The sequence below is a fragment of the Mesorhizobium sp. M5C.F.Ca.ET.164.01.1.1 genome, assembly GCF_004792125.1.
Taxonomy (GTDB): domain Bacteria; phylum Pseudomonadota; class Alphaproteobacteria; order Rhizobiales; family Rhizobiaceae; genus Mesorhizobium; species Mesorhizobium wenxiniae.
Genome location: NZ_SRTG01000354.1, coordinates 1 through 327 on the forward strand (window position 1 = coordinate 1; position 327 = coordinate 327).

1 protein-coding gene is annotated in these 327 nt (G+C 65.4%); it reads left to right on the forward strand.

The features are described from left to right. Nucleotides 1-327, forward strand: a 327-nt coding sequence (locus tag EN807_RS33780) for a MotE family protein (protein ID WP_148671860.1), incomplete at both ends; no start/stop codon positions are given.

Sequence of the window (327 nt, forward strand, 5' to 3'; positions counted from 1 at the left end):
CGGGAGAAAGCGCCGGACCAGAGCGAAATCGAGCGCTTCTGCTCCAACATAGCCGACGCCGCCCGCGACCGCCGCTATGCGTTGCAGGCGGACGAATTGAAGCAACTCCAGGCCGGCATCGACCAGCGCATGAAGGCGCTGGACGCAAAGAAAGCCGAATACGAGACCTGGCTGAAGCGGCGCGAAGTGTTCCTGGCCAGGGCCGAGGACGGCGTCGTCAAGATCTATGCCGGCATGAAGCCCGATGCGGCGGCCGAGCGGCTGGCGATCGTCAACGCCGATCTCGCCGCCGCCATCCTGATGAAGCTCGATTCGCGCAAGGCCGGC